The 22,163-nt window shown below is 66.9% G+C and carries 25 protein-coding genes and 1 pseudogene; 14 read left to right on the top strand and 12 right to left on the bottom strand.

Translation table 11 applies throughout. The features are described 5' to 3' along the window. Positions 1–12: 12 nt before the first annotated feature. A complete protein-coding gene (gene ubiA, locus G333_RS0105365; protein WP_026340899.1) occupies positions 13–882 on the top strand; it encodes a 4-hydroxybenzoate octaprenyltransferase in 870 nt (289 codons plus the stop codon). A gap of 19 nt (positions 883–901) precedes the next feature. Here the strand turns inward: ubiA and G333_RS0105360 are convergent, their stop codons facing one another. Then, positions 902–1,456: a ComF family protein gene (locus tag G333_RS0105360; RefSeq protein ID WP_018168984.1), complete on the bottom strand. Its 555-nt coding sequence runs from the start codon at positions 1,454–1,456 to the stop codon at positions 902–904. 240 nt (positions 1,457–1,696) lie between these two features. Here G333_RS0105360 and G333_RS0105355 point away from each other — a divergent pair, with 240 nt between their 5' ends. Genes G333_RS0105355 through bioF form a run of 4 tightly spaced genes read left to right on the top strand, consistent with a single transcriptional unit; the run spans position 1,697 to position 5,090 of the window. After that, positions 1,697–2,155, top strand: a complete 459-nt coding sequence (locus tag G333_RS0105355; RefSeq protein ID WP_024327561.1) for a hypothetical protein — start codon at positions 1,697–1,699, stop codon at positions 2,153–2,155. Next, complete coding sequence (gene bioB / locus G333_RS0105350) at positions 2,152–3,147, top strand: biotin synthase BioB (protein WP_018937323.1); 996 nt, start codon at positions 2,152–2,154, stop codon at positions 3,145–3,147. The genes G333_RS0105355 and bioB overlap by 4 nt, the downstream gene beginning before the upstream one ends. A gap of 12 nt (positions 3,148–3,159) precedes the next feature. Beyond that, complete coding sequence (locus G333_RS0105345) at positions 3,160–3,912, top strand: class I SAM-dependent methyltransferase (RefSeq protein WP_019563794.1); 753 nt, start codon at positions 3,160–3,162, stop codon at positions 3,910–3,912. Next, positions 3,909–5,090, top strand: coding sequence for an 8-amino-7-oxononanoate synthase (gene bioF, locus G333_RS0105340; protein WP_019563793.1), 1,182 nt, complete (start codon positions 3,909–3,911; stop codon positions 5,088–5,090). Before G333_RS0105345 ends, bioF begins: the two co-directional genes overlap by 4 nt. Before the next feature lie 193 nt (positions 5,091–5,283). Here the strand turns inward: bioF and radC are convergent, their stop codons facing one another. Next, positions 5,284–5,955: a DNA repair protein RadC gene (gene radC, locus G333_RS0105335; protein WP_019627887.1), complete on the bottom strand. Its 672-nt coding sequence runs from the start codon at positions 5,953–5,955 to the stop codon at positions 5,284–5,286. Positions 5,956–6,012: 57 nt separating this feature from the next. After that, on the bottom strand, positions 6,013–7,866 hold the full coding sequence (gene ilvD / locus G333_RS0105330) for a dihydroxy-acid dehydratase (protein WP_019563792.1): 1,854 nt from the start codon (positions 7,864–7,866) through the stop codon (positions 6,013–6,015). Between the two features lie 81 nt (positions 7,867–7,947). Between ilvD and G333_RS0105325 the strand changes: the two genes are divergently transcribed. The 3 genes from G333_RS0105325 to argA all read left to right on the top strand — a co-directional run bounded on the left by G333_RS0105325 (position 7,948) and on the right by argA (position 10,201). Further along, positions 7,948–8,220: a heavy-metal-associated domain-containing protein gene (locus tag G333_RS0105325; RefSeq protein WP_018145194.1), complete on the top strand. Its 273-nt coding sequence runs from the start codon at positions 7,948–7,950 to the stop codon at positions 8,218–8,220. Positions 8,221–8,222: 2 nt separating this feature from the next. Beyond that, positions 8,223–8,696 (top strand): DUF192 domain-containing protein, encoded by a 474-nt coding sequence (locus G333_RS0105320; protein WP_018951667.1) that lies wholly within the window; start codon positions 8,223–8,225, stop codon positions 8,694–8,696. 137 nt (positions 8,697–8,833) lie between these two features. After that, the gene (gene argA / locus G333_RS0105315) at positions 8,834–10,201 is read left to right on the top strand and encodes an amino-acid N-acetyltransferase (protein WP_019563791.1); all 1,368 of its coding nucleotides are present in this window, start codon (positions 8,834–8,836) and stop codon (positions 10,199–10,201) included. Between the two features lie 17 nt (positions 10,202–10,218). Here argA and dksA read toward each other — a convergent pair whose 3' ends face one another. Then, on the bottom strand, positions 10,219–10,641 hold the full coding sequence (gene dksA / locus G333_RS0105310) for an RNA polymerase-binding protein DksA (RefSeq protein WP_018951669.1): 423 nt from the start codon (positions 10,639–10,641) through the stop codon (positions 10,219–10,221). A gap of 163 nt (positions 10,642–10,804) precedes the next feature. Here dksA and G333_RS0105305 point away from each other — a divergent pair, with 163 nt between their 5' ends. Genes G333_RS0105305 through murU form a run of 3 tightly spaced genes read left to right on the top strand, consistent with a single transcriptional unit; the run spans position 10,805 to position 13,254 of the window. Continuing rightward, positions 10,805–11,584 carry a metallophosphoesterase gene (locus tag G333_RS0105305; RefSeq protein ID WP_018168976.1) on the top strand — a complete coding sequence of 260 codons (780 nt, stop codon included), beginning with the start codon at positions 10,805–10,807 and terminating at the stop codon, positions 11,582–11,584. After that, the gene (locus G333_RS0105300; protein WP_019627886.1) at positions 11,581–12,576 is read left to right on the top strand and encodes an aminoglycoside phosphotransferase family protein; all 996 of its coding nucleotides are present in this window, start codon (positions 11,581–11,583) and stop codon (positions 12,574–12,576) included. The genes G333_RS0105305 and G333_RS0105300 overlap by 4 nt, the downstream gene beginning before the upstream one ends. A gap of 3 nt (positions 12,577–12,579) precedes the next feature. Continuing rightward, positions 12,580–13,254, top strand: a complete 675-nt coding sequence (murU, locus tag G333_RS0105295; RefSeq protein WP_019627885.1) for an N-acetylmuramate alpha-1-phosphate uridylyltransferase MurU — start codon at positions 12,580–12,582, stop codon at positions 13,252–13,254. 33 nt (positions 13,255–13,287) lie between these two features. On the opposite strand, the gene G333_RS0105290 is transcribed toward murU, so the two are convergent. Genes G333_RS0105290 through G333_RS0105280 form a run of 3 tightly spaced genes read right to left on the bottom strand, consistent with a single transcriptional unit; the run spans position 13,288 to position 15,178 of the window. Further along, positions 13,288–13,776: a DsrE family protein gene (locus G333_RS0105290; protein ID WP_019627884.1), complete on the bottom strand. Its 489-nt coding sequence runs from the start codon at positions 13,774–13,776 to the stop codon at positions 13,288–13,290. A gap of 21 nt (positions 13,777–13,797) precedes the next feature. Next, positions 13,798–14,625, bottom strand: coding sequence for a hypothetical protein (locus G333_RS0105285; protein WP_018175649.1), 828 nt, complete (start codon positions 14,623–14,625; stop codon positions 13,798–13,800). Next, entirely contained in the window at positions 14,615–15,178 is a 564-nt protein-coding gene (locus tag G333_RS0105280; protein WP_018175650.1) for an RNA polymerase sigma factor, read from the bottom strand. The genes G333_RS0105285 and G333_RS0105280 overlap by 11 nt, the downstream gene beginning before the upstream one ends. 141 nt (positions 15,179–15,319) lie before the next feature. Between G333_RS0105280 and G333_RS0105275 the strand changes: the two genes are divergently transcribed. From G333_RS0105275 to G333_RS0105265, 3 genes are read left to right on the top strand one after another with little or no spacing between them, the layout of a single operon-like run. Continuing rightward, positions 15,320–15,775, top strand: a complete 456-nt coding sequence (locus G333_RS0105275; protein WP_019567591.1) for a hypothetical protein — start codon at positions 15,320–15,322, stop codon at positions 15,773–15,775. Between the two features lie 3 nt (positions 15,776–15,778). Further along, positions 15,779–17,218 carry a glutamate-cysteine ligase family protein gene (locus G333_RS0105270; RefSeq protein WP_018948106.1) on the top strand — a complete coding sequence of 480 codons (1,440 nt, stop codon included), beginning with the start codon at positions 15,779–15,781 and terminating at the stop codon, positions 17,216–17,218. Between the two features lie 8 nt (positions 17,219–17,226). Further along, entirely contained in the window at positions 17,227–18,237 is a 1,011-nt protein-coding gene (locus G333_RS0105265; RefSeq protein WP_018951674.1) for a M14 family metallopeptidase, read from the top strand. A gap of 34 nt (positions 18,238–18,271) precedes the next feature. Here the strand turns inward: G333_RS0105265 and G333_RS0105260 are convergent, their stop codons facing one another. The 5 genes and pseudogenes from G333_RS0105260 to G333_RS14625 form a co-directional block, all read right to left on the bottom strand. Next, positions 18,272–18,481 (bottom strand): hypothetical protein, encoded by a 210-nt coding sequence (locus G333_RS0105260; protein ID WP_018168968.1) that lies wholly within the window; start codon positions 18,479–18,481, stop codon positions 18,272–18,274. A gap of 94 nt (positions 18,482–18,575) precedes the next feature. Next, the gene (locus G333_RS0105255; RefSeq protein WP_019567590.1) at positions 18,576–19,277 is read right to left on the bottom strand and encodes a M15 family metallopeptidase; all 702 of its coding nucleotides are present in this window, start codon (positions 19,275–19,277) and stop codon (positions 18,576–18,578) included. Between the two features lie 475 nt (positions 19,278–19,752). Further along, positions 19,753–20,070 (bottom strand): annotated as a pseudogene (locus G333_RS0105250) (transposase); the annotation flags it as partial. 170 nt (positions 20,071–20,240) lie between these two features. Then, the gene (locus tag G333_RS0105245; RefSeq protein ID WP_019627883.1) at positions 20,241–21,164 is read right to left on the bottom strand and encodes a nucleotidyl transferase AbiEii/AbiGii toxin family protein; all 924 of its coding nucleotides are present in this window, start codon (positions 21,162–21,164) and stop codon (positions 20,241–20,243) included. Then, positions 21,154–21,981, bottom strand: coding sequence for a type IV toxin-antitoxin system AbiEi family antitoxin domain-containing protein (locus G333_RS14625; RefSeq protein WP_155986108.1), 828 nt, complete (start codon positions 21,979–21,981; stop codon positions 21,154–21,156). The genes G333_RS0105245 and G333_RS14625 overlap by 11 nt, the downstream gene beginning before the upstream one ends. Positions 21,982–22,163 lie beyond the last annotated feature (182 nt).

Raw genomic sequence — 22,163 nt, 5'->3', positions numbered from 1 at the left:
AGCTTGGCCGCCATGACCGAGCGCGAACGCCTGTGGGAACTCGCCCGCCTGATCCGGCTGGATCGCCCGGTGGGCATCTACCTGCTGCTGTGGCCCACCTTCTGGGCCCTGTGGGTGGCGGCCGAGGGCTGGCCGCCGGCCTACCTGATCTTCATTTTTGCCGCCGGCGTGGTGCTGATGCGCTCGGCGGGCTGCGCGATCAACGACTACGCCGACCGCGACTTCGATGGACACGTGGCGCGCACCCGCGACCGGCCGCTGGCGCTCGGCACCATCACCCCGCGCGAGGCGCTGGGAACCTTCGTGGCCCTCAGCGTGGTCGCCTTCGTCCTGGTGCTGTTCACCAATGTACTGACCATCCTGTATTCCCTGGTGGCGGTGGCACTGGCCGGCACCTACCCGTTCTCCAAGCGTTTCCACCACTTCCCGCAGGTCCATCTCGGCGCCGCCTTTGCCTGGGCCGTGCCCATGGCGTTCACCGCCGTCACCGGCGAGCACCCGCCCGAAGTGGCCTGGCTGTTGTTCGTAACCGTGCTGGCGTGGACGGTGGTGTATGACACCTTCTATGGCATGGTGGATCGCGAAGACGACCTGAAGATCGGGGTGAAATCCACGGCCATCGCCTTCGGCGAACTGGACCGCCTGATTACCGGCGGGCTGCAGGTGCTGGTGTGGCTGGGGCTTTATCTTGTTGGCCAGCACGCCGATTTCGGTGGCTACTACACCGCCGGGCTCGTGGTGGTGGCAATGCTGATGTTCTACCAGCAGTTCCTGATCTTCGAACGCGAACCCGCCGACTGTCTGCGCGCCTTCAAGAACAACCACTACCTGGGCGCCGTCATCCTTCTGGCGATGATTGCCGACCACCACCTGGGGGGCTGAATCCCGAGCGCACACACCCTCAGGCGCGCGCGAGGACCAGCCCCTCCACCCGAGCGGCACCCTCGCGGCGCAGCACTTCGGCCAGTGCGGCCAGCGTCGCGCCCGTGGTCGCCACGTCATCCACCACCAGCACATGCTGCCCGGCGAGGCTCGAACCGTCCCAGGCAAACGCACCGTGGACATTGCGCCGCCGCGCCTTGCGACCCAGCGCCTGCTGCGACTCGGTCGCGCGGATGCGCCGCAGTCCGCGGGTATCCAGCGGGACATCCAGCACCCCCGCCACACGCCGCGCCAGGTAGTCCGACTGATTGAAACCTCGCTCGCGCAGCCGCCTGCCATGCAGCGGCACGGGGAGCACTAGATCGGGCAGATCGCCGTTCTCGCCCACCAGACGGCCCGCCACCTGCTCCGCCAGGGCCGCGAGGATGCGTTCGGCCCGTGCATTGGCGCCGTGCTTGTAGGCCAGGATCAGCTGATCCAGCGGCCAGGCATAGGCCCAGCCGGCATGCAGTGCATCCAGGACCGGCGCTCGGCGGATGCAAGCCGGGCACACTCCGGCGACCGGCAGGGGCAACGCACAGGTGGGGCAGGGGTGCTCGAGCGGCGCAAGATCCGCCCGGCAATCCGCGCAGATCGCCGGACCGGGGGCCAGGCACAGTCCGCACTGACCGGGGTACAGAGCCTCCCCCAGCCAGTCGACACAAGCCGCAGCCCGGGCCCTCAAGCGCGCGGCCGGAGACCGCCTGGAAACGGGTCGCAATGAAGGGTCCGGGGCCATAATGGTATGCTCTGCTTTTTGCATGCAGGGTAGACCATGGCCACCAGGACCGTCTCCGGGCGCAGCTCGCGGCGCGCCGCGTCGATGTTCGATATCGGCAACCTGATCAGCGTGTCGATTGCCGGCATCCCGCTGTTCCTGGTGAGCAGCGAGGGCGTCGGGGTCGGTTTCATCATCGCCGCGATCATGGGTATCGTCCCGTTGGTACTGTGGTTTGGCGGCTCAATGCTGGTCTACGCCCTGAACAAGCACCACCCCGATCCCCGCGTCGGCCACTTCACGCAGTGGGCCGCCTATCGCTACTACGCCCTGATGGGCCTGCTGATCGGGGTCGCCACCTTCTTTCCGCCGGATCTGAACTACTACCGCGCCTACTGGGCGATCGCCGCCGCCATCCTGTTGCCGTGGACGATCTACGCCCTGTTCAATATCTATCGCGAGCCCTGGACGGACGTCGAGATCCCCGCCGAAGCCGACAAGGAACATCATCTATGAGCACGCCCCGCCACGACTGGAACACCGACGAGGTCGAGGCCCTGCTCGACCTGCCGCTGAATGACCTGATCTTCCGCGCGCAGACCGTCCACCGCGAGCACTTCGACCCGAACGCGGTCCAGGTGAGCACGCTGCTGTCGATCAAGACCGGGGCCTGCCCCGAGGACTGCGCCTACTGCCCGCAAAGCGCGCACCACGAGGTCGAGATCGAGCGCGAACGCCTGCTGCCGCTGGACGAGGTGCTGGAGGCGGCCCGCAACGCTCGCGCCCAGGGCGCGACCCGCTTCTGCATGGGCGCGGCCTGGCGCAACCCCACCGACAAGAACCTGGAGCGCGTGATCGAGATGGTCCGCGCAGTCAAGGACGAAGGCCTCGAGACCTGCATGACCCTCGGCATGCTGAAGGCCGAGCAGGCCAAACGCTTGTCCGAGGCGGGACTGGACTACTACAACCACAACCTCGACACCTCGCCGGAGTTCTACGGTCACATCATCAGCACGCGCACCTACGACGATCGCCTCGAAACGCTGGAGCACGTACGCGAGGCGGGCATGAACGTCTGTTGCGGCGGCATCCTCGGCATGGGCGAGTCGCGCCGCGATCGCGCCCGGCTGCTGCAGCAGATGGCCAACCTGCCAAAACACCCGGAGTCGGTGCCGATCAACCAGCTGATCCAGGTCGAGGGCACGCCACTGCACGGCATCGAGCACCTCGACCCGCTGGAGTTCGTGCGTACCATCGCGGCCACCCGCATCCTGATGCCGGCCTCCTACGTGCGCCTGTCCGCCGGGCGCACCGAGATGTCCGACGAGATGCAGGCCCTGTGCTTCCTCGCCGGTGCCAACTCGCTGTTCTACGGCGACACCCTGCTGACCACGCCAAACCCCGGCGAGAACCACGACCTCGCGCTGTTCGAGCGCCTGGGCCTGCGCCCGGAGACCGGCCCGGAATCCCCCGCGCAATCGGACCAGCCGGCGTCCGCGTCGGCCTGAGCCAGACCGGCGGTGAGCGGCGGCTTCCCCGACCATTTCTCGGCGGTGGCTAACGCTTACGCCCGCCACCGCCCGGACTACCCGGCCGAGCTGTTTGACTGGCTGGCGGCGCACACTCCGCACCACGAGCGCGCCTGGGACTGTGCCAGCGGCAACGGCCAGGCCGCGCGGGGCCTGACGCCCCACTTCTCGCACGTCTTCGCCACGGACGCCGCCCCATCGCTGCTGGCCACACTGCCGGATCACTCCTGGATCGACCGCGTCGCCTGTGCCGCCGAGGCCTGTGCCCTGGCCGATGGCTCGGTCGACCTCGCCTGTGTCGCCCAGGCCGCGCACTGGTTCCGCCACCCCGAGTTCCACGACGAGGTCGCCCGCGTCCTGCGCCCGGGCGGACTCCTGGCGATCTGGGGCTACGGCGTGCTGCGGGCCGAGGACCCGGCACTGGACCGCCTACTGATCGACTTCCACGACACCACCCTTGCGCCCTGGTGGCCGGAAGAGCGCCAGCACATCCGCAACCACTACCGCGACCTGCCGTTTCCCTGGCCCGAGATCGAGGCGCCCGAGTTTCGCATCACGCGCGAATGGGACCGCGCCACCCTGCTGGGCTATCTCGGTACCTGGTCCGCGATCCGCCGCGCCCGCGCCGCCGGCCAGGACCCGCTGGCCGCGCTGGCACCGGCCCTGCAAGCCCTGTGGTCCAACCCGAGCATGCCGGCACGGGTGCACTGGCCGATCTTCCTGCGTGCGGGCCTGCGCCCATGAGCGACTCACTCGATCACTACCTGGAGCAACGCCTGAGCACTGTGCGCGACGCCGGGCTATGGCGCCGCACCCGCATCCTCGACGGCCCACAGCGGCCCGAACAGGTTATCGACGGCCACCGCGTGATTGCCTTCTGCTCGAACGACTACCTGGGCCTGGCCGGTGACCCGGCGGTCGCCGCCGCCGCTCACGCGGCGCTCGACCAGTACGGTGTCGGCGCTGGTGCGGCCCACCTGATCAATGGCCACACCCGCGCCCACGACGAACTGGAACAGGCCCTGGCCCGCTTCACCGGGCGCGCTCGGGCACTCGTCTTCTCCACCGGCTACATGGCCAACCTGGCCCTGGTCCAGACCCTGGTCGGTCGCCACGACATCGTCTTCGAGGACCGCCTGAACCACGCCTCGCTGATCGATGCCGTGCGCCTGTCGGGCGCGCGCAGCCAGCGCTACCGCCACGCCGAGCCCGAACACCTGCGCGAGCGCCTGGAGAAGGCGCCCGCGACCGGCCAGCGCCTGATCATCACCGACGGCGTGTTCTCCATGGACGGCGATATCGCCCCGCTTCCGGAACTCGCCGCCCTGGCGCGCGAATACAATGCCTGGCTGATGGTGGACGACGCCCACGGCCTGTCAGTGCTGGGCGACACCGGCGGCGGCACCTGCCAGCACTTCGGTCTCGGCGGCGACGACGTACCGGTCCTGATGGGGACGCTGGGCAAGGGCTTCGGCACCGCCGGGGCCTTCGTGGCCGGCTCCGAACGGCTGATCGAGACCCTGATCCAGACCGCGCGCCCCTACATCTACACCACCGCGATGCCGGCCGCCCTGGCCGCCGCCACCCTGGCCTCGGTGCAAATCGCCGCGTCCGCCCACGACCGCCGCGCGCACCTGCAGAACCTGTTGCGACGCTTGGGCGACGGGCTGGATCGCCTCGGCCTGCCACACCCACCGCCCCTCACACCCATCCAGCCTGTCACCCTGGGCACCGCCACTCGCGCGAACGCCGTCGCCGAGCGCCTGTTCGAGGCCGGCTTCCTGGTCCCCGCGATCCGCCCCCCGACCGTCCCGGAAGGCGAGGCCCGCCTGCGCATCACCCTGTCCGCCGCCCACACCCAAACGCAGGTCGACGCACTGCTGCAGGCGCTGGAAAAGGCTCTCAAGGACACACCGGCGTAACGCGGCGCGCAAACTTCTAACCGTCATTGCGAGGAGCAAAGCGACGAAGCAATCGCCATCCGGATGCCCCCGGGCAGAATATTGGCAGATTGCCTGCCCCGGCAGATTGCTTCGTCGCCTTCGGCTCCTCGCAATGACGACTTGGTCGTCTCACCGCGTTGCAACGCAGACGTGCGACTGGGTCAGCCTCCCCCTACAGCTCGCCGCGTTCGGCGAGGGAGACGGCCTCGTCGGCGATGATCACGTGATCGAGGACGCGGATGTCGACCAGCCCCAGGGCGTCGGTCAGGCGGCGGGTGATGGCGACATCCGAACGCGACGGCTCGGCCACGCCCGAGGGGTGGTTATGGGCCAGGATCACAGCCGCCGCGTTGTGGTGCAGCGCGCGCCGCACAACCTCGCGCGGGTGCACAGAGGCACCGTCGATGGTGCCGCGAAAGAGCTCCTCAAAGGCGATCACGCGGTGGCGGTTATCGAGAAACAGCACGCCGAAGACCTCGAAGGGATAGTCGCGCAGACGCGCCGCCAGGAACTGCCGGGTGGTCGCGGGCGAGGTCAGTGCATCGCCGCGCTCCAGATCGGCCGCCAGGTGGCGGCGCCCCATCTCCAGCACGGCCTGGAGCTGGGCGTACTTGGCATCCCCCAGCCCCGGGGCGGCGCAAAACCCCGCCTGATCCGCCTGTAATAAAGGCCGCAGCCCGCCGAAGCGGCTGAGCAGGTCCCGCGCGACATCCACCGCGCTCTTGCCGGCCACGCCGGTGCGCAGAAAGATTGCCAGCAACTCCGCATCCGAAAGCGCGGCCGCGCCGCGTTCGATCAGCCTCTCCCGCGGGCGCTCGGCCGTGGGCCAGTCGGTAATCGCCATCACCACCTCCCTGTGGTTGCGTTACATGCGTTCGCTTTTTTCGGTTTGGGCCCTGGGCTAGTCCTCGAAGCGGGAGATGTCGCGCACCGCGCCGTAGGCGGCGGAGGTCGTCATCAGGGCGTAGGCGCGCAAGGCCTGGGTGACGGCCCGCTCCCGCGACTCGGGCTTCCAGGCCTTCGCGCCACGGGCCTCCATGGCCTCGCGCCGTGCGGCCAGCGTGGCGTCGTCGACGTCGATGCGGATCTCGCGACCGGGGATGTCGATCACGATGGTGTCGCCTTCCTCGATCAGGCCGATCGCACCACCCTGCGCCGCCTCCGGCGAGACGTGACCGATCGACAGCCCGGAGGTGCCGCCGGAGAAGCGCCCGTCGGTGACCAGCGCGCATTCCTTGCCCAGGCCCTTGGACTTGAGATACGACGTCGGGTAGAGCATTTCCTGCATGCCCGGACCGCCCTTGGGGCCCTCGTAGCGGATGATCACCACGTCGCCCGCCTGGATCTGGTCACCAAGAATGGCCTCCACCGTCGCGTCCTGGCTCTCGAAGACCCGGGCCGGACCCGAGAATGTCAGGATGCTGTCGTCCACCCCGGCAGTCTTCACGATGCAGCCATCCGGGGCCATGTTGCCGTAGAGCACGGCCAGGCCACCGTCCTTCGAGTAGGCATGCTCGATGTCGCGGATGCAGCCGTTCTCGCGGTCGATGTCCAGGCTGTCCCAGGTCTTGTCCTGGCTGAACGCGACCTGGGTAGGCACACCGCCCGGGGCGGCCTGGTAAAGCGTCTCGGCCTCGGCGGCGTGGCGCATCACGTCCCACTGTTCCAGGGCCTGGCCCATGGTGTCGGCATGCACGGTGGGAATGTCACGGTGGAGCAGCCCGCCGCGGTCCAGCTCCGCGAGGATGCCGACCACGCCACCGGCGCGGTGGACATCTTCCATGTGGTAGAGCTGGGTGGCCGGGGCGACCTTGCACAGATTCGGCACCTTGCGCGACAAGCGGTCGATGTCGGCCATGGTGAAGTCGACCTCGCCCTCGCGCGCGGCCGCCAGCAGGTGCAGCACCGTGTTGGTGGAGCCGCCCATCGCGATATCCAGGCTCATCGCGTTCTCGAACGCCTCGAAGGTGGCGATGGAACGCGGCAAAGCAGATTCATCGTCCTGCTCGTAGTAACGCTTGGCCAGTTCGACCACGCGCCGGCCGGCCTGCTCGAACAGGCTCTTGCGCCCGGCGTGGGTGGCCAGCAGCGAGCCGTTGCCCGGCAGCGACAGCCCCAGCGCCTCGGTCAGGCAGTTCATCGAATTGGCGGTGAACATGCCGGAGCAGGACCCGCAGGTCGGGCAGGCGGAGCGCTCGATGGCCTCCACTTCTTCATCACTGGCACTGGAGTCGGCGGCCTTGACCATCGCGTCCACCAGGTCCAGGTGGATCACCTTGTCGCTGCCCGGGGCCTGCACCTTGCCGGCCTCCATCGGACCGCCGGAGACGAACACCACCGGGATGTTCAGGCGCATCGCGGCCATCAGCATGCCAGGGGTGATCTTGTCGCAGTTGGAGATGCAGACCAGGGCATCGGCGCAGTGCGCGTTGACCATGTACTCGACCGAGTCGGCGATGATCTCGCGCGAGGGCAGCGAATAGAGCATCCCGCCGTGGCCCATCGCGATCCCGTCGTCCACCGCGATGGTGTTGAACTCCTTGGCCACGCCGCCGGCCTTTTCCACCTCGCCGGCCACCAGCTGGCCCAGGTCCTTCAGATGCACGTGCCCGGGCACGAACTGGGTGAAGGAGTTGGCAATGGCAATGATCGGTTTGCCGAAGTCGCCATCCTTCATGCCGGTGGCGCGCCACAGGGCGCGGGCACCCGCCATGTTGCGGCCGTGGGTAGTGGTGCGGGAACGATAGGCGGGCATGTATATTCTCGTGAACGATTACGGTGAACGCAGATCGTACATAATGAGTCGTTCAAACCCCAGTACCCCGGAGCACCTGCAATGAAAATCGAAGTCGAGAACATCAAGTGTGGCGGCTGCGCCAGCTCCATCCGCAAGGGCCTGCTGCAGGTCGAGGGCGTCACCGACGCCGAGGTGGACGTGGAAGGCGGTGCGGTTGATATCGAGGCGCCCGACAGCGCCCGCGAGGCGGTCGCCGCCAAGCTCGCCAGCATGGGTTACCCCGAGGTCGGTTCGGTCTCCGGCCTGCGCTCCGCCAGCGCCAAGGCCAAGTCGTTTGCCAGCTGCGCCGTGGGGCGCATGAGCGGCGAATAGGCTTGATCAATACGTCGCGGTGGCGCGCGCAGCCCGGCCTTGTCGGGCTGGTGCTGCTGTTCGTCCTGGGCACGGGGCTGGCGCAGGCCGAAAGCGGGCTGCCGACCGCCGAACTGCAACTCGGCGAACAAGCCCTGACGATCGAGATCGCCGCGACCGACCGTAGCCGCCGGATCGGGCTGATGCACCGCGACCACCTGCCCGCCGACCACGGCATGCTGTTCATCTGGCCACGACCGGCGCACTACGGCATGTGGATGCAAAACACCCGCATCCCGCTGGACGTGGCCTTCATCGATGCCGACTTCACCATTACCAACATCGCCAGCATGACGCCCCACTCCACCCGCATACACGAGGCGAAACGGCCGGTGCGCTACGCCCTGGAGGTCAATGCCGGGTGGTTCAAGGAGCACGGCATCGCGCCCGGCGCCTCCGTCCCGGACCTCGAACGCCTCGTGGGCGAGACCGACTAGGGAAACACGGATCAATGTTTCCCTAACACCCCTTCCCGCAGGATCGGGCCAGCAGGCCTGACTGATCCCACGTGTACATTGATCCGTGATTCCCTAGACTGTCTGCTCAAGGACATCACCAGGAAACGGACACGCCCGTGACCGCCACATCCAACCCAGCCGCCCGCAATCACGCGCCCTCACGCCGAGCCCCGCAGCCCGGGGAGCTCGCCTGGTTCCGTGATGCGGTGCCGTACATCGCCGCCCACCGCGGGCGCACCATGGTGATCGCGCTCGCAGGCGAGGCCGCTCAGGCGCCGGAGTTTCCGGCACTGATGCGCGATATCGCCAAGCTCAATGCCCTGGGTATCCGGGTCGTTCTGGTCTACGGGGCGCGCCCGCAAATCGAGGCCCGGATGAGCGAGCGCGGACTGACCCCGGCCTACGCCAACGGGTTGCGCGTAACGGATGGCGCAGCGCTGGAAGCCGTGCTGGATGCGGTCGGTCGGCTGCGCCTGCAGATCGAGGGCCTGCTCTCGCGCAGCCTCGGCCAGCCGGGTACCGGCAACGCACGCCTGCGCGTGGCCAGTGGCAACTTCGTCACCGCACGGCCACTGGGCGTACGCGACGGCGTGGACTTCCACTACACCGGCGAGGTGCGCGGGGTGGACACCACCGCACTCGCGGCCCTGCTGGACCGCGAGCAGGTGGCCCTGGTCTCCCCGCTCGGCTACTCCCCCACCGGCGAGGTGTTCAACCTCTCCGGCGAGGATGTCGCCACCCAGGTCGCGATCGCGCTGAATGCCGACAAGCTGATCTTTCTCACCGAGGCCGGGGTGTTGCGTGATCCCGAACACGGCGTGCTGGACCAGCTCACCGTGCCGGCCGCCCAGAAGCTGCTGGAGACCGCCACCGACCTGCCGCAGGAACTGGCCAACCATCTGAAGAGCGCGCTCGACGCCTGTCGCCAGCGCGAGATCCGGGTGCACCTGATCGACCGTCGGGACGACGGTGGGCTCCTGACCGAACTGTTCACCCGTCTGGGAATCGGCACACTGGTCTCGCGCGAGCCACTGGAACGGCTGCGCCCGGCCACACTCGACGATGTCGGCGGCATCCATGCACTACTGGCACCACTGGAGGCCGAGGGTATCCTGGTGCATCGCGCGCGGGAGCACCTGGAGCTGGAGATCGACCGCTTCCAGGTGCTGGAGGCCGACGGCCTGATCATCGGGACCGCCGCGCTCTACCCGTTCGAGGCGGATGCCGCGGAGATCGCCTGCCTGGCCCTGCACGCGGATTACCGCGGGAGCGGCCGCGGCGACCGTTTGCTGCAGGCGATGGAACACCTGGCGCAGGAACAGGGAATCCGGCGGGTATTCGTGCTCACCACACGCACCGCCCAGTGGTTCCAGGAACGCGGTTACACGCCAGGCAAGGTGGACGATCTGCCCGTCAGCCGGCAGACCCGCTACAACCAGGCGCGCAACTCGCGGGTGTTTACCCGCGCGCTGGCCGGCGAGTAACCCGGACCAGACAGGCCCTATTCATAGCGGGCCTCGTCGCGCTCATGGGCCTCCTGGGCCACCACGCTCAGCGTGGCAACCGGGCGCGCCTCAAGCCGAGCGATGCCGATCGGTTCACCGGTCTCCTCGCAATAGCCGTATTCGCCCTGCTCGATGCGCGCCAGCGCCGCGTCAATCTTGTTCAGGAGCTTGCGGTACCGATCCCGGGTTCGCAGCTCCAGGCCGGCATCGGTCTCGTGACTGGCGCGGTCATTCGGGTCCGGCTCCTGCCAGCTCTCGCTGCGCAAGTGCTCCAGAGTCTGTTCCGATTCCTCGATCAGCTCGGCACGCCAGGCCTCGAGCTTGGCGCGAAAGTAGTCCAGTTGACGCGGATTCATGTAGGGTTCGTCCTCGGACGGACGGTACCCGGAATCCGGGCGGGTCTTGGCTTCTTGGCTCATCTTGGACCCCTCGCCAGGCCCCCTCTCGCCCCATGCGGGAAGGCTCCGGCGCATTGCACAGTACACCCGATCGAGTATAGGGCAATAACCCTGCCGGGCGGCAAACGCGAAAGCGCGCCCGAACGCACACAACCGGCACCATACGGAAGGCGACACCGGCCGCATGCAGCACATCCTTCAGATCAGCGACACCCACCTCGGCCGGGAGCCGGGCCCCATTCGACCGGGTTATCCCGACAGCGACCGCCAGCTCGCCCGCGTGCTCGAGGCCCTGCGCCGGAACGAGGCCCGGCCGGACCTGCTATGGCTCACGGGCGACCTGGCCGAAGATCCGGATCCGGCGGCCTACACGCGACTCCTCGCAATGCTCGACGAACACGTGAAGGGCTGGCCGCTCGCCGGCCTGGCGGGCAACCACGATGACTGGACCCTGCTGCACCGCGCCTTCACGGGCGCCGGACACGCCCTGGACGGCCACCGGCTGCTCGGCGACTGGCTGCTGGTCGGAATCAATTCGGCGGTTGCGGGGCAGGCGTCCGGGCGCATCGAGCCGGCCGAGTTGTCGCGCCTGGATCAAGTACTGACCGCACACCCCGATCACTGGGGCATGGTCGCCGTTCACCACCCGGTCGTGCCCGTCGGCAGCGCATGGATGGACCGGATCGGCCTGACCAATCCCGACGACCTGTTCGCGATCCTGGATCACCACCCGCGCGTACGCGCCTGCCTGTTCGGCCACATCCATCAGGATTTCCGCGCCGAGCGCCAGGGCGTCGAACTGCTGGGCTGCCCCTCCACCTGCGTCCAGTTCGCCCCCGGCTCCGAACAGTTCGCGCTGGATACCGAACACGCCGGCTACCGCGTTCTGGCACTGCATGCCGATGGCCGCATCGACACCCGCGTCGAGCGTCTATCCGGCGAATTTCCCGAGGCCCGCGCATGATCCCGGACGATCGCCGCAGCGAGCAGCTCCAGGCCTGGCTGAAGGACCAGCCGGGCAGGTTCACCTGCCTGGCACTCCTGCGCGCAGATGCCAGTTTTCGACGCTATTTTCGCCTGTGCCGCGACGACCAACCGGTGGTGCTGATGGATGCGCCACCCGAGCGCGAGGCCACCGAGCCGTTCGTGGAGATCGCGCGACTGCTGGAATCGCTGGGGCTGCGCCCGCCGCGCATCCTTGCGCACGATCCAGCCACCGGCTTCGTGCTGCTCGAGGACCTCGGCGACCGAACCTTCACCCGGGCCCTAGCCGAGGGGGCCGCGGAAGGCCCATTGTACGACCGCGCCATCGACACCCTGATCCAGCTGCATCGCGCCTGGCCAGCGCAGGCCGCGAAGGGCCCGGACCTCCCCGCCTACGACACCCCGCGCCTGCTGGACGAGGCCGCCCTGTTTGCCGACTGGTACTGGCCGGAACAACGCGGCACACCGATGGGCGCGTCCCTGCGCAACGAATTCCTCGAGGTCTGGCGGGTGGCGCTGGAACGCCTGCCCGTCCTGCCCGGGACACTGGTGCTACGCGACTTCCACGTGGACAACCTGATGCTGCCACCCGGCGAGGATGGCGATTGTGCCGTCCTGGATTTCCAGGATGCCGTGATCGGCAGCCCCGCCTACGATGTCGTCTCGCTGCTGGAAGACGCCCGGCGCGAGGTGTCACCCGCCACCGTGGAGCGGGCATTGATGCGTTATACCGCGGGAACGGCCTGTGACCCCGAGGTCTTCCTGCAGCATTACCGCGTCCTCGGCGCCCAGCGCACCACCAAGATCCTCGGGATCTTCGTGCGCCTGGCGCACCGGGATGCCAAACCGCGCTACCTGGAACACCTGCCGCGCCTGCATCGACTCCTGGCGCAGGGACTGTCACAGCCAGAACTGACAGCGGTGGCAGGCTGGTTCCACACCCACATGCCCGAACGGATGCGGGAGGATTAAGCCATGCGCGCAATGATCCTGGCCGCCGGGCGCGGCGAACGCATGCGCCCGTTGACCGACCACTGCCCCAAGCCGCTGCTGCCGGTCAGTGGCCGGCCGCTGATCGGCTACACGCTGGATCGTCTGGCGACCGCCGGGTACCGCGAGGTAGTCATCAACCTCGCGCATCTGGGCGAACAGATCCGCGCCACCCTGGGTGAACGCCAGTCGGGCCTCGCCATTCGCTACTCACCGGAGCCCGAGGGTGCCCTGGAGACCGCGGGCGGGATCCGCCAGGCCCTTCCCCTTCTGGGGGAGGAGCCGTTTCTGGTGGTCAATGGCGATGTCTGGTGCGACCACCCGCTGACACCCCCGGCGACGATGAACACAGCCACCGACCGACCGCTCGCGCACCTCGTACTGGTCGCCAACCCCGACCATCACTCGCAGGGCGATTTCGCCCTGGACGGGGAACGGGTGGGGCTGGCGGGGAACGAGTTGCTGACCTTCAGCGGCATCGGCTGGTACGACCCGGCGCTGTTTCGTGATCTGCCACCGGGGCGCCGGGCCCTCGGCCCCTTGCTGCGTCAAGCCATCGAGGCCGGCCGGGTCACCGGCGAACACTACACCGGCGCCTGGCGCGACATCGGCACACCGGAGCGCCTGGCGGCGCTGGACACCGAGCTTGAGGGGCGCTGATCACCCAACGCAGGGGGGATGCGGCCGGTCCGGTCAGGGCTTGATGTAGGTGTAACCGGAGCGTTGCAGGCGGGTCAGTTCCACGATGCCACTGGGGACCACGTCCCTGTCCGACACCTCATGCAGATCGCTGCGTTCGAGCCCGCGCGATTCCAGCGAGTTGCCACACACCAAAAAGCGCACATCCTGCAGCTTAAGGGTATTCACGGTACTGCGCAGGTCCGGATCGGTACGGGCGTGCTGCAGCAGACTGATGCCGCTGCCATGAGTCAACACCTTGATCTTGAGCGAAACATCATCGGGGCTACCGTCGATATGATTCTGCAGGTTGCGCAGGGCGTTCAGGTGAAGCTCCAGGTCATCGGTGTTGATGTGATAGACCACCCGCAGCGGCTCTTCGGCCGCCGGCGCCTTGGCGACGACGCCCATCAATACAGCAGTCGCGCCGCCCGCCGCCAGCATCAACAAGAGCGCCCCGGCCAGGAACCAGCCGGGGCGCAGCACTTGTGGGTCGACTTGCATCGAGACTCCGGCCGTGCCGAATCAGACCTTGATGTAGATCCAGCCTTCCGCCTGACGGCGGGCCGCCTCGGCGACGCCGGAATCGATCAGTTCAGCCTGTGGCAGGATATCCACCTTCTGGCCTTCCTCGCGCGCCAGGCGGTTGAGGGTCTGGGCACAGGCGGTAAAGCGCAGCGTGGGGTACGCCTCCGCCATGCTCGCGACGCGTTCCGGATAGGGTGCGCTGTCGGTTCGCAGCATGCCCATCGCGTTGTTGTGCACCACCACCTGCACGTTCAGGTCGCGCCCGACCGTGGCCGCCTCGCGATACATGCTCTCGATGTCGTCCAGCAACTCGGCCATCGCACGGGTATCCGCCTCGTTGATGTGCAGCAGAATCTGATCGGTTTCGGTTGCCGAAAACACCTGCTGCGGGGCCGCGGCCCCGCCGGGCGCGTTATCGCTGGCAGCCATTTGCGCCAGGGCCCCGGACTCCTGGCCGGCCGCAGCAGCATGGTCGCCCCCGAAGAAACCGGCATCGCGAGTGATCTCGTATCCACCCAGCGAACCCACGACCAGCGCGAGCACGCCGGCCGCCACCGACGGGAACCAGGCCGAACGTCCACCACGCGATAACCGGCAACGGCCACCGGTGGTGCCGGCCGCGCGCCCGGCCGGGACGTCTTCGTAGGCCATGTTCACCAGCTCCTTGAGCTGGTGCATGTCGCAGACTTCGCGACTCAGATGCTCACTGGAGGCGATCGTCTTCAACGTAAACAGACGATCCTCCGGCGAGAACTCGCCGTCCACGAAGGCATTGAGAATCTCCTCGCTGGGTCGATTCTTTGCACTCAGTCGTTCATTCGACATGCCGATTCCTCACTACCTTGAGATAGGGTGTATCGGCCGCTGTCCCCGTGTCGGCCTGCTGCTCCAGCAGCACCTTCTTCAACTGCGCCCGAGCCCGGCTCAGGCGACTCATCACGGTGCCGATCGGTACGTCCAGCACCTCCGAGACCTCGGAGTAGGCAAAACCCTCCAGGTCCACCAGCGCGACCACCTGCCGGTGATCGGTACTCAGTTCGGCCATGGCCCGGTGAACATCCGCGACCATGCGATTGCGCTCGGTCTGCTGCTCCGGGCAGTCCTCGCAGGACAGCTCCATGCTGTCCACATCCACCGTGTCCTTCTGCCGCCGGCCCCAGTCGCGGTAACAGTTGGTCATGATGCGGAACACCCAGGCCTTCAGGGCGTTCTCGTCCTGCAACGACTTCAGCCGGGTCAGGGCCTTCATCATTGCCTCCTGCACCAGGTCATCCGCCAGCGCGGCATCGTGACACCACGCGAATGCCATGCGGTACATCTGTGGCCGCAGGTCGCACACCTTCTGACGCAGCCTGCGCTGCGCGAACCAGGTCGCCATGTTGTCGATTCCTCCATCCGCAGGCCGTACATGCGGCCTTGCTTGTTCTTGTACCCTGTAGGACGCTACGGGGCGCGAGGCTATTCCGGCCCCTCCACCGCAGACGCCGCACATCCCGGGCTTCGTCGATCAGGATACCCAATGCCATTCGATCCGCAACAACTGGAGCGCGCTTTCGCCTTTGACCCCGATACCGTGCGGGATCTGCGCGAACGCTGGGCGCGCCTGATCACCGATGCCGTCTGGGGCGAGCTCAAGACCGGCACCATCGGCGCCGTCCCGCGCCTGCGCAAGCGCCTGCTGGAACTGGGCGAGAACCTGCGCTCCATGCTGTCGGACCGCGCCTGGATCCCGCACGAGCGCGAACGCGTCAAGGGTGCGATGGCCGCCAGCCTCAACCTGCGTGACAGCCTGCAGCAGACCGACCGCGCTGCCAAGCTGCTCAATGGCGGGGCGGACTTCGAAGCCTTCGAGGCCGACTATCTCGCCTTCCGCAAGAGCCTGCTGACCTTCATCGAGCAACACGAACAGATCTGGGGCGATCTTCTGGAGAGCCTCTATGACGACGCACCGGACGACGACCGGGACGAGGACTAGGCCTTGGGCCGCGAGATCCGCGAGGAGCACTTCGGCGCGGCAGACTTTGACCGCTTCCACCAGGCCCTCGCGGACGAGACGGCCCAGCTGCTGGACTGGCTGCGCACGCAACCGCCCGAGGACCCCGCCCCACCCCCGCGGCTGGGCTTCGAGATCGAAGCCTGGCTATGCGACACCCAGGGGCGACCGCTACCGGTCAATGACGCCTTCCTCGCCGCGATGGACAGCCCGCTGGCCACCCTTGAACTGGCGCAGTTCAATGTCGAACTGAACAGCGGCGTCTTCCGCGCCGGTCCCGGCTGCTTCAGCGCAATCCTCGACGAATTGAACGAGACCCTGCGCCGCGCGCGCCGGGCCGCCCGCCACGCCGGGGCGGAACTGCTGATGGCCGGCAGCCTGCCCACCCTGGAACCGGACGACCTCGGGATCCACCACATGTCGCAGCAGGCCCGCTACCGGGCCCTGAACAGCGCGATCCTGGAACAACGCGCCCAGCGCCCGCTGCAGGTGGATATCGTCGGTCACGAGCACCTGCAGCACCGCCACGCGGACGTGATGCTGGAGGCCGCGGCGACCTCCTTCCAGGTGCATATCGAGACCCGCCCCGAGGTCGCCCACCGCGCCTACAACGCCTCTCTGGTCGCCGCGGCACCGGTGCTGGCCGCCGCCGGCAATACGCCCTACATCTTCGGCCACGACCTGTGGGCCGAGAGCCGCATCCCGTTGTTCGAGCAGTCGGTGGAGGTCGGCGGGTTCGCCAACTCGGCGCGTGGCCCGATCCGCCGCGTGACCTTCGGCACCGGCTATCTGCACGCATCCATCGGCGAGTTGTTCACCGAAAACCTCGAGCACTTCCCGGTGTTGTTGCCGGTAGCCCTCGACGAGCCGGCCGATCAACTGGCCCACCTCGCCTTCCACAACGGCACGATCTGGCGCTGGAACCGGCCGATCGTCGGCTGCGACGCGGATGGCCGACGCAGCCTGCGCCTGGAGTTTCGCTGCCTCCCGGCCGGCCCGTCGCTGATCGACATGCTGGCCAACACCGCCTTCACCCTGGGCCTGATCGAGTACCTGGTGGCCGAATCGCCCAACGGAACGCTGGAGACCCCGTTTTCTGAGGCCCGCGACAACTTCTACAATGCCGCCCGCTACGGGCTGGATGCTCGCCTGCGCTGGGGCCATCGCGACCCCGTCCCGGCGCCACGCCTGATCACGCGGGAGCTGCTCCCCCGGGCGGCCGAGGGTCTGGAGCGCCTGGGCATCGACCGCAGCGAACGCGACAACCTGCTTGGCATCATCGCTGCGCGCGTCGCCAGCCGCCAGACCGGCACGCACTGGCAACGCGACTGGGTCGCGCGCCACGGCCGCGACTGGCCGGGCCTGGTCCACGCCTACCGCGGCTGGCAGAACACCGGCGCGCCGGTTCACACCTGGGGACTTTGAGGAAACCCGTGACTCTCTCGATCAACGAATACTTCGAACTACCCGACGGCTTCCTCGAGGCCACGCCCGCCACCCTGCACCAGTACGTGCCCGGGCCGGCGCTGATCCACCTGGAAGGCCAGCGCGAGCCTGCGGTGGCCGTGGTCCTTCTGCTGCACGGAAACGAGCCGGTGGGCCTGCACGCGGTGCAGCAACTCCTGCGCCACTACACCGGGCGCCCGCTGCCGCGCGCGCTGACCCTGGTCGTGGGCAACCCGCAGGCCGCAGCGCTCAACCAGCGCCACCTGGACGACCAGCCGGACTTCAACCGCATCTGGCCGGGGACCGAGCAGGGCGGCTCTCGCGAGGCCGACGTCTTCGCCGAACTCTGCCGGCGCCTGGAAGGACGCGGCCTGTTCGCCGCAATCGACCTGCACAACAACACCGGGCGCAATCCCCATTACGCCTGCATCAACCGTCTGGAGGCGCCGTTTCTCAATCTGGCCGCGCTGTTCGGACGCACGGTGGTCTACTTCACCCGGCCGCGCGGGGTCGCCTCCATGGCACTGGCGCGTATCGCACCGGCCGTCACAGTGGAATGCGGCCACCCCGAGGACGCGGCCGGCGTGGACCACGCGCGCGAGATGATCGATGCAGTGCTGCACCTGGACCACTTCGCCCAGGAGCCGCCGCGGACGGGCGCCATCGAGATCTTCCACACCGTGGCCCAGGTACGGGTGCGCCCCGGACTACAGGTCGGACTGGACGCGCAGCACGACGTCCGCCTGGAACCCGACCTGGACGGCCTGAATTTCCAGCTACTGCCCGCCGGCTCGCGCCTGGTGAATGTGCACGCGGACGCCCAGGACCCGCTGATCGCGATCGCCGAGGACGGTTCGGAGGTGACCGGGGAATATCTGGAGCGGGCCGGTCAGGAGATCCGCCTGAAGCGCCAGGCGATGCCGTCCATGCTCACGCTGGACACCCGCGTGATCGCCCAGGACTGCCTGTGCTACCTGATGGAGCCGCTGACGCTCTGATCCCGCCGCTGTTCGCGACGGATTCGAATCCGGCTCAGGCGTCGCGTTCGACGCGCTCGAGGACCTGGGCGACGTGATCGCCCTTGCGGTAATTCGGGAGGTCGCGCTGCATGTCCGCCAGCGCCTTGTCACGCTCCAGCGCGCTGTCGTACCAGCGATAGGATTCCCAGTCCGCCCCCAGCAGGTGCGGCATGGAAAGGGTGCTGCCTTCCGGCAGGCGAATGCGGATTCCGTAACGTTTCATGGCGTTCATCCGAGGTTGGTCCCAGTGAGCCGGGCCGGCCGGCGCGCAGTCTAGCCGAGCCCCGAACAGGCGGCAATAAAGCCCCCCGGCGCGCCTATTGGCCCCGGCCGACCACAAAATCGAAATAGTGATCCGGAAAGGGCTCGTCCGCCAGGGTGAAATGCCACCACTCCTGCTCGTAGGGCTCGAAGCCCGCCTCTACCATCAGCCGCTGCAGAAGCATGCGATTGGCCCGCTGCTGTGCGGAAACACCGTCATCCCCGGGCCAGGAGCGCGGACTGAACCGGTCAAAGCCGGTGCCCATCTCCAGCGCCTCGCCGGAATCGCGATCAATCAAGGTCAGATCGACCGTCGAGCCACGCGAGTGACTCGACCGGGCCGCGATATAGCCATGCTCGAACAACTCGTCCTTGGCAACTTCCGGGTAATACCGTGCCTGCATGCGGGTATCGCCGAGGTCCTCAGCCCAGCGCACGAAGTGCGCGACGGCCCGCGCGGGCCGATAGCAGTCGAATACCTTGAGACCAAGCCCGAACGCCGCGAGACGTTCCTGCACCCGGGCGAGGGCATGGGCGGCCGGGGACGTCAGGATGCAAACGGGGGACTCGTAACCATCGATCCGTTCGCCCACGAAGTTGTCGTCGCCAAAGTACCGGATCTCCTCGACCAGGTCCGTTACCACGTCACCCGCCGCAACAAACCCTGCCGGGCGCCCATCATCCGCGACCGTGGCCCCACTTGCCGCCATTGCGACCAGCAGCCCAAGCCCCGCCAGAATCGTCCGCTTGCTGCGCATACCGCCCCCTTGCCCACGCCTTCGTCACTGCCAGGATACGCAAAGCCAAAACCGGTAGCAGCGCCCAACACCAAAAAGGGCTGCCGGAAGGCAGCCCTTTTGGAGAATTCGGTGGTGGCTACGCCCTGATTCGAACAGGGGACCCCATCATTATGAGTGCGCACCCTCAGATCGTTTTTCAGCGCGCCGAATGGGTCTAAAACGGCTCTATGAAGCCACTCCGAAGGCCATGGAGACCGGCCGATTCGAAACCAATTGGTGTCGATTCTGGTCCCTGGAGGCACAGAAAACTGTACCGGCCTGGCCCAGAATCTGTGCCAGTCTGGCGCTGAACCACCCTCAGATCATCCGCCGCGGCATCCACGAGGACCTTCCTGACCAGCGTTTCGGGCGCCGTTTCGCGCCCGCGAAACAACCTCGGCTGCCGGGACCGTCCGACGACTTATTGTCGATTCTGGTGCATGAGCACTGAGAGTCAAGCGGCGCTCGAGTCGGTGTTCGATGGCTCGGTTTGCTCGACGCCATCGATGAACTGAACCCCGCGCTCGAGCTTGTCGAGCCACTCGTAACCCCGAAGTCGGCGCCAGCGCTTCTGGGCGCTCTGGCCGAGCTTGAACGTCAGGCTCAGGATGGTGTTGCGGGTAAAGCAACTGCGGGTTTTGGCGGTGCGCAGGCGCACGGAGGCGCACGTCGATTCGATCGGGTGGGTCGTCCGGATCGATTGCCAGTGCGCGGCCGGGAAGTCGTAGAACGCCAGCAAGGCCTCGCGGTCCTTGCGCAGCGTCTCGACGGCGGACAGCTCAGGGTCGGCTAGAGACAGCTATCGGCAGGCGCGGCCGAAACCCGCGACCCACCTTAGGAATCGCAGTGTCCGGAAGCTGAACGACTACGGGCGTTCACGGCTGTGGCCCGGACATCAAACCCGGCCCACCCTGCTCGCTACCAAACCCACGGTCCGACAGACTACGAGATGCCGCAGAGATGTTCGAGAGCCGCGCGCTGCGCGGCATGCTTGGCTGCGTTCTCGTTCGCAAGCTTTTTCAGGTTGAAGAGTTTCCAGCGGACGGCTGGAAGGGTTTGTGCCTGCGGCAGGCCGATCGCTCTGAAATCAGGTTCGCCGTCATGCAGGCTCAGTAGGAATTGCGCTGTGTTGCCGCGCAGGCGACCGCAGATATCGGCGATAAGCCGGACTCTGGTCGCTTCGAGCTCGTCGAGGGTGATCGGGCTGGTCGTCATGCCGACGAATTCCCTGGCATAGGGTTCGTTCAGATCGTTCAGTCCAGGCGCGAGCAGTTCATGCACCGGACGCGGCGAGCTGGCGACATAGACCAGGAAGGTACGGAACAGCGCGTCGGTCAGCCCTTCGTGTTCGTAGAGCAGCTTGATATCGAACAGGTCGCGGGGGTGTTGGCGATCGACCGCCGCATGGAGTTTGCCGCCGAACAAATCCTCAAATGACACGACCTGGACAGCGGCATAGCCGAATTCATCTTCGACCGTTGGGGATACTGCGCGGCGTTCAGGATCGTGCACGACGCCGCGCGTGACGGGTGAGATTTCGATTTTGACTTCGGCGCCGTCGAGCCGTACTCGGATACGGGTGGCGCCGCCACCGCCGCCTTCGATACGTTGCGCCCGGAGACGCGGAATGCCGGCGTTGGCCGCGTCCATGATCCTGCCGAGCGTCGCGTTGATCTCCCTCAGACTTTCCGCTCGGTCTCTGACCGGCAGGTAGGTCAGGTCAATATCTACCGACAGGCGCGGCATGTCGCGGTAGAACAGGTTGATGGCAGTGCCGCCCTTGAGCGCGAACACGGGTTCCGCCGCGATGAAGGGCAGCAGGCGCACCAAAAGCGCTACCTGTGCACTATAGGCGTCACGGGCCATCGGCATCTTCCGTTGGGGTATCGACGAATTCCGGCGGGACCACGATGCGGTAGCGCGGATGGATCTTGCCGCCCGTTATCAGGGCGCGGTCACCCGTACCGAGGTTGAAGTCGTCGGGGTTAATGCGCTCGCGCCAGGCATGTTTGTGGCGGTCGGCGAAGACGAAGAATAGACGTCTGAGCTTGATCTTGCGGCAGCTCTGCAGCAGCGCCGTAAGCTGGCGAGGCCGCATCGTCGCCAGCCCCTCGAACATCATGTCAAGATTATGGAAACTCTCTTGCGTGGGCAGCTCGTCAAGTGCTTCGAGGATCGCACGCTCCGGCGAGGATATTCGGAGCGCCCAGCCCCAGGGCAGAGTTGGGGCATTGCCGTTTTTGTATTCCGTCAGACCAAGCGACGGGTCATCGAACAGGGACAGGGGGCGGCTTATGAGTGGTGCGTCGAGGGTGAGGCGCGAAAGCCAGGTTGGTGTGTCACCGCCGTAGAGCCACACGGGCGGATGCGCACCCAGCGGGAGATAGTGCCGGTAGCCCTGGAGGTCAAGGGCGGACATGCCGCCGACATGGACGTGATAACCCATGATTTTTTGGAGAGATAGGACGCAACTCTTCCAGTCCGGAGGGACTGACTGCGGCGAGGGGCGACGGAAAACACCGCGCTCCAACCGCTCCAGCCAGCCGCTATCTACATATTTCCGGGTGAGGAACCGGCTGACGCCGTGGTTCTCCAGCCAGCGCGCATCCACCATAAAGCCGGCGGGAACAGCTTCTAATACACTCTTTAGCTTGTCCGATCTTTGCGCACCCATAGTGCACATTATAGCGAAATCTCGAAGACTGCAGCAAGACTACTTCGGGATTTCAAAATTCAGGGTGCTATAAGTGCACTAATTAGGATAATTCGAAAGCGCTATGTCACGCGTTTTGTCTCTGACAAGGTTTCGTAGGTTCGCGCAGCATTCGGCGAAATCGGGTCCTGCTGCGGATTCCGGCCCATCGT

The sequence above is a fragment of the Thioalkalivibrio sp. AKL10 genome, from assembly GCF_000381845.1.
GTDB classification, from domain to species: Bacteria; Pseudomonadota; Gammaproteobacteria; order Ectothiorhodospirales; family Ectothiorhodospiraceae; genus Thioalkalivibrio; species Thioalkalivibrio versutus.
The sequence above is the reverse complement of the archived record's forward strand: the minus strand, read 5'-3'. Positions and strand labels throughout refer to the sequence as shown.

What these genes read in the sequence shown, in the direction of transcription:
- ubiA (WP_026340899.1), top strand. Translation starts at nt 13, where the DNA reads ATGACCGAGCGCGAACGCCTGTGGGAACTCGCCCGCCTGATCCGGCTG.
- G333_RS0105355 (WP_024327561.1), top strand. Translation starts at nt 1,697, where the DNA reads ATGGCCACCAGGACCGTCTCCGGGCGCAGCTCGCGGCGCGCCGCGTCG.
- bioB (WP_018937323.1), top strand. Translation starts at nt 2,152, where the DNA reads ATGAGCACGCCCCGCCACGACTGGAACACCGACGAGGTCGAGGCCCTG.
- bioF (WP_019563793.1), top strand. Translation starts at nt 3,909, where the DNA reads ATGAGCGACTCACTCGATCACTACCTGGAGCAACGCCTGAGCACTGTG.
- radC (WP_019627887.1), bottom strand. Translation starts at nt 5,955, where the DNA reads ATGGCGATTACCGACTGGCCCACGGCCGAGCGCCCGCGGGAGAGGCTG.
- ilvD (WP_019563792.1), bottom strand. Translation starts at nt 7,866, where the DNA reads ATGCCCGCCTATCGTTCCCGCACCACTACCCACGGCCGCAACATGGCG.
- G333_RS0105325 (WP_018145194.1), top strand. Translation starts at nt 7,948, where the DNA reads ATGAAAATCGAAGTCGAGAACATCAAGTGTGGCGGCTGCGCCAGCTCC.
- dksA (WP_018951669.1), bottom strand. Translation starts at nt 10,641, where the DNA reads ATGAGCCAAGAAGCCAAGACCCGCCCGGATTCCGGGTACCGTCCGTCC.
- G333_RS0105305 (WP_018168976.1), top strand. Translation starts at nt 10,805, where the DNA reads ATGCAGCACATCCTTCAGATCAGCGACACCCACCTCGGCCGGGAGCCG.
- G333_RS0105300 (WP_019627886.1), top strand. Translation starts at nt 11,581, where the DNA reads ATGATCCCGGACGATCGCCGCAGCGAGCAGCTCCAGGCCTGGCTGAAG.
- murU (WP_019627885.1), top strand. Translation starts at nt 12,580, where the DNA reads ATGCGCGCAATGATCCTGGCCGCCGGGCGCGGCGAACGCATGCGCCCG.
- G333_RS0105290 (WP_019627884.1), bottom strand. Translation starts at nt 13,776, where the DNA reads ATGCAAGTCGACCCACAAGTGCTGCGCCCCGGCTGGTTCCTGGCCGGG.
- G333_RS0105285 (WP_018175649.1), bottom strand. Translation starts at nt 14,625, where the DNA reads ATGTCGAATGAACGACTGAGTGCAAAGAATCGACCCAGCGAGGAGATT.
- G333_RS0105280 (WP_018175650.1), bottom strand. Translation starts at nt 15,178, where the DNA reads ATGGCGACCTGGTTCGCGCAGCGCAGGCTGCGTCAGAAGGTGTGCGAC.
- G333_RS0105275 (WP_019567591.1), top strand. Translation starts at nt 15,320, where the DNA reads ATGCCATTCGATCCGCAACAACTGGAGCGCGCTTTCGCCTTTGACCCC.
- G333_RS0105260 (WP_018168968.1), bottom strand. Translation starts at nt 18,481, where the DNA reads ATGAAACGTTACGGAATCCGCATTCGCCTGCCGGAAGGCAGCACCCTT.
- G333_RS0105255 (WP_019567590.1), bottom strand. Translation starts at nt 19,277, where the DNA reads ATGCGCAGCAAGCGGACGATTCTGGCGGGGCTTGGGCTGCTGGTCGCA.
- G333_RS0105245 (WP_019627883.1), bottom strand. Translation starts at nt 21,164, where the DNA reads ATGGCCCGTGACGCCTATAGTGCACAGGTAGCGCTTTTGGTGCGCCTG.
- G333_RS14625 (WP_155986108.1), bottom strand. Translation starts at nt 21,981, where the DNA reads ATGTGCACTATGGGTGCGCAAAGATCGGACAAGCTAAAGAGTGTATTA.